The sequence below is a fragment of the uncultured Mailhella sp. genome, assembly GCF_944324995.1.
Lineage (GTDB): Bacteria > Desulfobacterota > Desulfovibrionia > Desulfovibrionales > Desulfovibrionaceae > Mailhella.
This window is the reverse complement of record NZ_CALUYL010000015.1, coordinates 60,999-69,773: the sequence shown is the minus strand read 5'-3', so window position 1 is coordinate 69,773 and position 8,775 is coordinate 60,999. Positions and strand designations below refer to the sequence as shown.

General features: G+C 62.2%; 8 protein-coding genes and 1 tRNA gene. 6 read left to right on the top strand and 3 right to left on the bottom strand.

Going from position 1 to position 8,775, the window contains the following annotated elements:
* The 4 genes from Q0K02_RS07665 to Q0K02_RS07650 all read left to right on the top strand — a co-directional run.
* A partial coding sequence (locus Q0K02_RS07665) for a hypothetical protein (RefSeq protein WP_294486959.1) occupies positions 1-352 on the top strand: 352 nt, incomplete at its 5' end.
* Between the two features lie 172 nt (positions 353-524).
* Positions 525-1,763, top strand: coding sequence for a dicarboxylate/amino acid:cation symporter (locus Q0K02_RS07660; protein ID WP_294486955.1), 1,239 nt, complete (start codon positions 525-527; stop codon positions 1,761-1,763).
* A 376-nt stretch (positions 1,764-2,139) separates the two neighbouring features.
* Positions 2,140-2,913 (top strand): TlyA family RNA methyltransferase, encoded by a 774-nt coding sequence (locus tag Q0K02_RS07655; protein WP_294486952.1) that lies wholly within the window; start codon positions 2,140-2,142, stop codon positions 2,911-2,913.
* A gap of 23 nt (positions 2,914-2,936) precedes the next feature.
* Entirely contained in the window at positions 2,937-3,989 is a 1,053-nt protein-coding gene (locus Q0K02_RS07650) for a glycosyltransferase family 9 protein (protein WP_294486948.1), read from the top strand.
* A gap of 194 nt (positions 3,990-4,183) precedes the next feature.
* Here the strand turns inward: Q0K02_RS07650 and Q0K02_RS07645 are convergent.
* The 3 genes from Q0K02_RS07645 to Q0K02_RS07635 form a co-directional block, all read right to left on the bottom strand.
* Positions 4,184-4,259: transfer RNA gene (locus Q0K02_RS07645), tRNA-Ile, on the bottom strand.
* 437 nt (positions 4,260-4,696) lie between these two features.
* The gene (gene rbr, locus Q0K02_RS07640; protein ID WP_294486945.1) at positions 4,697-5,260 is read right to left on the bottom strand and encodes a rubrerythrin; all 564 of its coding nucleotides are present in this window, start codon (positions 5,258-5,260) and stop codon (positions 4,697-4,699) included.
* A 34-nt stretch (positions 5,261-5,294) separates the two neighbouring features.
* Complete coding sequence (locus Q0K02_RS07635) at positions 5,295-5,732, bottom strand: transcriptional repressor (protein ID WP_294486943.1); 438 nt, start codon at positions 5,730-5,732, stop codon at positions 5,295-5,297.
* A gap of 410 nt (positions 5,733-6,142) precedes the next feature.
* On the opposite strand from Q0K02_RS07635, the gene Q0K02_RS07630 reads away from it, so the two are divergent.
* Together Q0K02_RS07630 and hysA are read left to right on the top strand one after the other, a co-directional pair.
* Entirely contained in the window at positions 6,143-7,132 is a 990-nt protein-coding gene (locus Q0K02_RS07630) for a hydrogenase small subunit (RefSeq protein WP_294486937.1), read from the top strand.
* A 177-nt stretch (positions 7,133-7,309) separates the two neighbouring features.
* Positions 7,310-8,731 carry a NiFeSe hydrogenase large subunit HysA gene (hysA, locus tag Q0K02_RS07625; RefSeq protein WP_294486935.1) on the top strand — a complete coding sequence of 474 codons (1,422 nt, stop codon included), beginning with the start codon at positions 7,310-7,312 and terminating at the stop codon, positions 8,729-8,731.
* Positions 8,732-8,775 lie beyond the last annotated feature (44 nt).

The window sequence follows — 8,775 nt, the reverse complement described above, 5'->3', positions numbered from 1 at the left end:
GCTTGTTTTTTACGTGGTTTTCAAGCACACGGCGCTTGTTTTTTACGTGGTTCTCAAGCACACGGCTCAGGGTGGACATTCGGGACCGGAAACGGAAAAACGGACGCATACCTCCTTTGTCAATGGAATGATTGCCTGCGAGACTATGCCTCAAAGCCCGCAGCAAGGCAAATGCTTTCCCTCCGGAGAGCGCGGCGGCCTTTCCCAGGAACAAACGCCTTGCTGCAGAAAAATTCACTGTAAATACGGCGTGCTGCTTCTTTCCGACAAGGCGGAACGACAAAACAGCGATTCTTTTTTCTACAAAAGAGTCATATCAGAGCGACGTCGTTTCCGCGCGGCCCCGGCTTGACAGATGGATTCTTTCATGGAAAAGATGTCTGGCGTTCTGATTTTTTCCGATTTTGTAAAAGAACGGATCACCGGCGTGCCGGACATTGCACGGAGCAGCGCGAGCCGGACGCCCATCTTCCACTCATTCCGCCGTTTTTCCGCAACGGCCTTCATATCTCGGAGGAGATTTCATGAAAAACCGCATCAGTCTGCCCGTGCAGATGGCCATAGGCATGGCCCTCGGCGTGGCCGCCGGTCTCGCCGCCCCCTCCATGGGCTTTGATCCCGCCTGGTTCAAGCCCATAGGTCAGCTCTTCATCAACCTCATCCGCATGGTCGTCGTGCCGCTGGTGCTCGCCACCATCGTCGCCGGCGCCGCCAGCGTGGGCGACATCAGCAAGCTCGGCCGTCTGGCCTCCAAGACGCTCGTCTATTATTTCTGCACCACCGCCGTGGCCGTGTTCATCGGCCTTGTGTTCGCCAATCTTCTGAATCCCGGCGAAGGCCTCAATCTTTCCACCGAAGGCCTCAAGGCTCAGGCCGTGCAGGCCCCCAGAATGGTGGACGTCTTCCTCGACATCGTGCCGCTCAACCCCATCGACTCCATGAGCAAGGGCAACATGCTGCAGGTCATCTTCTTCGCCATGATCTTCGGATTCGGTCTGAGCGCCGTGGGCGAACGCGGCAAAACCGTGCTTTCCTTCTTTGAAGGCTGCGCCGAAGTCATGATCAAGGTGACCAACATGGTCATGGTCTATGCGCCCTTCGGCGTGTTCGGCCTCATCGCCTTCACCGTGGCCAGCCACGGCGTGGCCGTGCTGCTGCCGCTCATCAAGGTCATCGGCGTCATGTACCTGGCGTGCGTGTGCCACGTCTTCGTGTGCTACCTGCCCCTCGTGAAGGCCTGCGGACTCAGCATTCCGCTCTTCTTCAAGATGCTGGCCGCGCCCATGATCATTTCCTTCACCACCTGCTCCAGCGCCGCCGCCCTCTCCACCAACCTCATTCAGGTGCAGAAGCTCGGCGCCTCCAAGCCCGTGGCCTCCTTCTCCATTCCGCTCGGCAACACCATCAACATGGACGGCACCGCCGTGTACATGGGCGTGGTGGCCATTTTCGTGGCCGAGCTCTACGGCATTCCCATGCCCTTCGACAAGCAGTTTGAAGTCATTCTCGTGGGCGTGCTGGCCTCCATCGGCACCGTGGGCGTGCCCGGTGCAGGCCTGCTCATGAGCTCCATCGTGTTCACCCAGGTAGGCATTCCGCTGGAAGGCATCGCCATCATCGCCGGCATCGACCGCGTGATGGACATGGCCCGCACCTCCGTCAACGTGCTCGGCGACGCCACCGGCGCCATCGTGGTTTCCCGCTGGGAAGGCGAATTCAGCCCCGAAGCCGGAGCCCGCTTCGCCGAAGAAGAAGGCGACTAGTCCTCCTCTTTCCCACACCGTCGCAAGAAGGGGCCGCATGTCGGCCCCTTTTTTTGCGTCCGCCCCCGGGCAGCCGCGTCCGACCATCGAAAAAACGGCTCTCCCGACATTCCCCGGCATCAGCGCCTGCCGCCCCCTGCGCCTTTTCCCGCGAAGTGCCGACGCGTCGTACCGTCATGACGTCCGTCCTCTCCAAACGCGTCCTAATCCCGCCCCCTGATCCGCCCTCCGACTTTTCCCCCGACTTGCCGCCCGCGGGCATTCTTATCCGACGCCTCTTTCCAGGCAGGCGGGCACATCCTTCCGCCGATCGCGGACTCTTGCAGCTTGCCATCCCTTTTTCTTGCCGGTACAACCAGAACCGGAGGAAATCATCATGATAGCCAAGGCCCGCGCCGACCAGCTCGTTTTTGAACAGGGACTCGCCGAAAGCAAGGAACAGGCCCGCCGCCTCATCATGGCGGGCAAGGTGGCCCTTGCGCCGGACGAAGCGCATCCCGAACGAAACCCGGAAATCGTGCAGAAACCCGGGCATCCCTACAAAATCACGACACGCTTCCAGCTCGTGGGCGTGGAGCGTTTCGTCAGCCGCGGCGCGTACAAGCTGCTCACCGCGCTGGAACATTATCACATCGACGTCACGGGCTTTGTCTGTCTCGACGCGGGAGCCTCCACCGGCGGCTTTACCGACTGCCTGCTGCAGTACGGCGCAAGCCGCGTCTATGCCGTGGACGTGGGGCACGCCCAGCTTCACGAACGTCTGCGGGCCGATCCGCGCGTGATTTCCCGCGAAGGGGTCAACCTGCGCACGGCTCCGGCGGAAACCGTGCCCGAGCCCGTGGACATGATCGTGGCCGACGTGTCGTTCATTTCGCTCACCATGGTGCTGCCGCACTGCCTGCGCTGGCTGAAAAACGGCGGCATTGCCGTGGGACTCATCAAACCGCAGTTCGAGGTGGGGCCGGGGCAGACCGTGAAGGGCGTGGTGCGCGACGAAGCCGTGCGTCAGGACGCCGTGGACAAGGTGCTCGCCTTCATGCAGAATGAAGGGCTGGAGTGTCTCGGGGTCACGCCTGCGGCCATCAAGGGCCCCAAGGGGAATCAGGAATTTCTTGCCTACTGGCGCAAGACGGACGCCCCGGCGCAGTAGCGGCGGCCTCAAGAGAGGGAATCATGATCGACCTTTCCACGCTGAATCCGAAGCGCATTCTGGTCTGCCAGCAGCGGCAGATCGGCGATGTTCTGCTGGCCTCGCCCGTGTTCGAGGTGCTGAAAAAACGCTTTCCGCAGGCCGAGCTGCACCTTTTCACCGAAAAAAAATGCGAACCGCTGCTCCGGCACAATCCTTTCATCGACGCCTTTCATCTCATCGACAAAAGCGGCGGTTTTTTCCGTCAGCTGGCCTTCTACCGCCGCGTGGCCGCCTGCAACTTCGATGTGGTCATTGATCTGCAGCAGCTTCCGCGCTGCCGCATGATGACGCTTCTGAGCGGCGCGCCCGTGCGTCTGTCCTTTCCGGGATCGTTTCTTTCCCGGCTGCGCTGCAACTGCCTGGTGGAGCCGCAGGAAGGCTACGCATCTCAGACCAAAGTTTCGCTGCTTGCGCCGTTCGGCATACGCTGGAACGGCGAAGGACCGCGCATCTACCTGACGGACGAAGAGCGCGAACAGGCAAAGCATCTGCTTGCCGCATGCGGGCTGAGGCCGGAACACACGCTCATTGCCGTGGACTCCACCCACCGCCGCGCCTCCAAGCGCTGGCCTGCGGAACGCTTTGCCGCCCTCATGCGCCTTCTGGCCGGAGAAAACGACGCCTTCCGCTTCCTGCTTCTGCGCGGCCCTGGCGAAGAAGAGGACATCGAACACCTGCGCGCCCTGGCGCTGGAATTCGGCCTGACTCCGGAAAAAATGCTGACGCCCGAACCGATTCCCGCCATCCGCATTTCGGCCGCCTGTCTTGCGCAGGCCCGTCTGCTCATAGGCAACTGCTCCTCGCCCCGGCACATGGCCGTGGCGCTCGGCGTGCCCAGCCTCGTCATTCCCGGAGCCTCGGGCACGGCGTGGAAATATCCCTCGCCCCTGCACCGGGAACTGCGGCCCGACCTGCCCTGTCAGCCCTGTGCCAAAACCGAATGCGACGATCCGCAATGTCTGCTGCGCGTCACGCCGGAGGAAGCGTTTTCCGCCGCGCTGGCGCTTCTTGGCGACGCCGCGCATCAGCGCTGAAGAAAGATATAAAAAGAAGGCGGCGTTCGACGCACGTCGGTTCCGAAAAGCGGCAGACTTGCAGCGCGGAACCTGCCGCGCCTGCGCAGACCTGTGGGAAAATTTTTTATGCCGCTCCGGCCTGCCTGACGGATTTTCCCAAAAAAGAAACGGACATGGAAGCTTATCCATGTCCGTTCGTTGTTATGCAAGGGTGGTGGACCCGGCAGGCCTCGAACCTACGACAATCCGGTTATGAGCCGGGGGCTCTACCAACTGAGCTACGGGTCCAGCAGCGGAAAATATGCCTCCATTCTTCCCGTTTGGCAAGAGAAAAAACAACGGGATTCAGGAAACGGTCGGGACGGCGCACGGAACAAAGAACACGCCGAGTGCCTGTCCGCACATTTTCACCGCGCCTTGAAACACTCCGCGCCCGGAGCGCCCGCCGTCGGAAGCGTCCATCCCGCGGGGCATGAGCCACCATAAAAAATTCCCCCTCCTCCGAAGAGAAGGGGGAACGTCTCTCAGGGAGCGTCCGCCGAGGCATCACCCGCGGCAGAAACATCCCCATAACGAGACCGCCGAGGAAACATCATCGGGCCGGGACGGGGACCCCGCCGTCCGGCCCGGATCTGCGACGTTACGCCTCGCACCGGGACGGGAGGACGTCCCCTGCGAAGCGGCAACCGGAAGTTCCGGTCGGGTTCGAGGCTTCGTCGCGACTCTTACAGAGCCTGGAAGTATTCGCGCGGATGAGCGCAGGCGGGGCAGGATTCGGGAGCTTCAAGACCTTCATGCACATAGCCGCAGTTCTGGCAGCGCCACACGCGGGGAGTTTCGGACTTGAACACGGTGCCGGCTTCGATCGCGGCGGCAAACGCCAGGAAACGGGCTTCGTGATGCTTTTCAGCCACCGCAATGTTGCGCATGACCGCGGCAATTGCCGGGAAGCCTTCGGCCTCGGCCACGTCGGCGAAGGAAGGATACATGTCGGAGTATTCCTCGTTTTCACCGGCCGCGGCGGCCTTCAGGTTGTCGAGCGTGCTGCCGATGACGCCCGCAGGATAGCTGGCCGTAATTTCCACGGCGCCGCCTTCCAGGAACTTGAACAGACGCTTGGCGTGTTCCTTTTCCTGATTGGCGATTTCCTCGAAGGCCTTCTGCATTTCCACATAGCCGTCCTTCTTGGCCTGCGAGGCAAAGTAGGTGTAGCGGTTGCGGGCCTGAGATTCGCCGGCAAAGGCGATGAGAATGTTCTTTTCAGTCTGGGTACCCTTCAAAGATTTCATGGAAGATTCTCCTGATGGTAGGCAGAGGGGGTTGTCAACAGGCGCGCCTCTGGTTCGCACCCTGCATCTCGTCCGCCAGTTCGGCAGACTTGCGCTCGCATTCTTCACAAATGCCGTCGTATTCCACCCGCACGGTGGTTATCTTGAATCCGGGCACGCGGAGAGAACCGATTCCCGGTTCATCCTCCCCGTCCGTGAACACGTCGGCCACGCGCCCGCACACATGACAGCGCACATGGCGGTGAGGTTCCACTCTTCCGTCAAAACGGCGCATGCTCCCGGCGGAGTCTATTTTCAACACTTCGCCCATTTCAGCCAGAAGATCCAGATTGCGATAGACCGTTCCCAGACTGATGTGCGGCATGCGGGCCTTGACTATGGTGTACAGCTCGTCAACCGTGGGATGAGTGTCCACCTTTCGCAGTTCCTCAAGAATGATTCGACGCTGGTTCGTCATCCTTGTCTTGGACATGTTTGCTCCTCAATATCACTGGTGATTCGGTAGTAACAATAATAAGAACGATTGTCAATAAGAAATCATTACTGCTGTTTTTCTTTGTGATTCTCCCAGGTTGCCGGAACGATTCGCCGTGCTCTCCAAAGGCATTCCGGCGCTCTGCGGAGTTTCTCCAGCGCAGGCAGGCGGCAAGCGTCCGCGTGCCCCCTCCCCCATTTGCTTCCCGAAGGCTCCTTTCTCTGCGTCTCCTGCCGCGTCCGGGGACACTCCGGGGGGGCCAGCAAGGTTGAGCCCAGGGAACGCCGCTTTGCCTGACCGCCCCCCTGCGCCGCCGGTCGGCGCATCGCCTCGTCGGGAAAATCATGGCCGTATCACCGCGAGTGCGTCAGGCTTTCCGCAAGGGCTTTCCCCCGCGAGGAGGTTCCATGGACAACGACATTCAGGGCGTCCGCCCGCCCTTTTCCCGCAGATCATTTCTGCGCACATCCCTCATGGCCGCGGCGCTCGGCGGCGTCACCCGCGCCTTCTCCCCCTGCGTGCCTCAGGCGCTGGCCGAAACCCTCACGGCCGTCCGGCCTCCGGTGTTCTGGCTGCAGGGCATGGGCTGCACGGGCTGTTCCGTGTCCATTCTGAACAGTCTGCATCCGCGCATCGCCGACGTGCTGCTGCACGTCATCCGCATGGACTTTCATCCCACGCTCATGGCCGACGAAGGCGAAGGCGCCGTGGAATTCATGCTGCGCTCGGCGGAAGAAAACAGCGGCGGCTTCGTACTGGTGCAGGAAGGCGCGGTGTCGGAAGAGGAAGACGGCCGCTTCTGCATCATCGGCGAAGCGGGGCACGAAGAGTTTCCGCTTTCCGTCATGCTGGAAAAGCTTGCGCCGCATGCGGCCGTCGTGCTTGCCGTGGGAACCTGCGCGGCCTACGGCGGCGTGACCGCGGCGCACGGCTCCGTCACCGGCGCGGTGGGCGTGCAGGAATTCTTTCGCAGAAAAGGCATAGGCACGCCCGTCGTCAACATTCCCGGCTGCCCGCCCCATCCCGACTGGATGGTGGGTTCCATTCTCATTCTACTGGACGCCGTGGAACGACGCGGCCTTGCCGGAGGCGTGCAGGAAGTGGCCGCCTCGCTGGACGCCTGGGGGCGTCCGCGGGCCTTCTACGGCAACACCACGCATGAAAACTGCCCCTACCTCTACCTGTTCGATGAAGGAACCATGGCCAAAAGCCTCATCGACAAGGCGGGCTGCCGCTACGGCATAGGCTGCAAGGGCCCGGGCGCGTGGTGCGATTCCCCCCTGCGCCGCTGGAACGGCCGCGTGAACTGGTGCGTGGAAAACGCGCTGTGCATTGGCTGCGTGCAGCCCGATTTCCCCGACGGGCAGTCGCCGTTCTATCAGAAAAACCTCTGGTAACGATGCGCCGCCCTCCTGCCGTCGAAAGCCAGGCGTGTCGCCGCGCCGCTCTCCGACGTGCAACGACGCCGAGAGGCTCGTTTTCCGGGCCTGCGCAAGAGTGCGCCGCCGACAACCGTCATTCACGCCTGCACCGCTCCGTGAGGAAAAACGCAGGCCAAACGCAAGGAAGAAGTCATGGCCGTTTCCATCGCCATTGATCCCATCACCCGCATTGAAGGCCATCTCAAGGCGCGTCTCGACGTCGCCGACGGCGTCGTGAAGGACGCCTGGCTCACCGGCGGCATGTTCCGGGGCTTTGAAACCATCCTGCTCGGACGCGATCCCATGGACGCCCCGCAAATCGTGCAGCGCATCTGCGGAGTGTGCCCTGTTTCCCACGCGCTCGCCTCGTGCATGGCGCTCGAAGACGCGGCAAAGCTCACTCCGCCGCGCGAGGGCAGGCTGCTCCGAAATTTAATGCAAGGCGCCAACTTTCTGCAATCGCACATTCTGAGCTTTTATCAGCTCTCCAGTCAGGATTTCTTTCAGGGGCCGGACGCCGCGCCTTTTGCGCCGCGGCAGAAGCATCCCGATCTGCGCCTCGGCGAAGCCGCCACGCGCATGATGCTCGATCAGTATCTGGAATCGCTGGACATCCGCGCGCTGTGCCATGAAATGGCGGCCATCTTCGGCGGACGCATGCCCCACGTACACGGCATCGTGCCCGGGGGAACGTCGGCTCCGTCCACGGCCGGACAGATTCAGGAATTCCGCTCCCGCCTGAAGACGGTGCGCGAATTTGTGGAAACGCGCTACGTGCCGCTGCTGTATCTGCTTTCGCAGCGCTACGACGATCTCGCCCACACGGGCAAGGGATGGGCCACGGCCATGTGCATGGGCGTGTTTCCGCACCCGGATACCGGCGAGTACGCCATCCGGCCGGGCGTGTGGGCCGGCGGCAGGGAATACCCCTTCGAGCCGGACAAGGTCATGGAAAACGTGCGGTATTCGTGGTTCACGGCGTCGTCGGGCGGCAGTCCGTTCAGCGCGCCGCCGCTCACCGTGGATCTGAACAAGGCCGGAGCCTACAGTTTTTCCAAGGCCGCGCGCTACAACGGCATGCCCATGGAAGTGGGCCCGCACGCGCGCATGTGGGTGGGGAACATGGAACTCTCCCCCATGGGACGGGAACTTGCGCCGAGGCATCTCGGAGTGCGGGCGCGCACGTTCCGGGAGCTCGGGGAGGATTTCTTGTTTTCGATCATGGGCAGGCATCTGGCCAGGGCCGAGGAAACATGGTTTGTGGCCAAAGCCATGGAAGGCTGGCTCGACGCCCTTGACCCCGGCGCAGATCCGCTTGCGCCCATGCCGCGCCTGACGAACGCCGCGGGCTTCTCGCTCACCGAAGCGCCGCGCGGCTCGCTCATGCACTGCCTGCGCGTGGAAAACGGACGTCTGAGCTTCTATCAGGTGCTGCCCGCCACCTTGTGGAACGCCTCCCCGCGTGACGACGCGGGATTGCGCGGCCCCATGGAAGAAGCGCTCGTGGGGCTGAGCGTGCCCTACGAAGACAGTCCGGTCAACGCCGGGCGGCTGGTGCGCGCCTTTGATCCGTGACTGGGCTGCGCCGTGCATGTCATGCACGTTCAAAGCAACGTCAG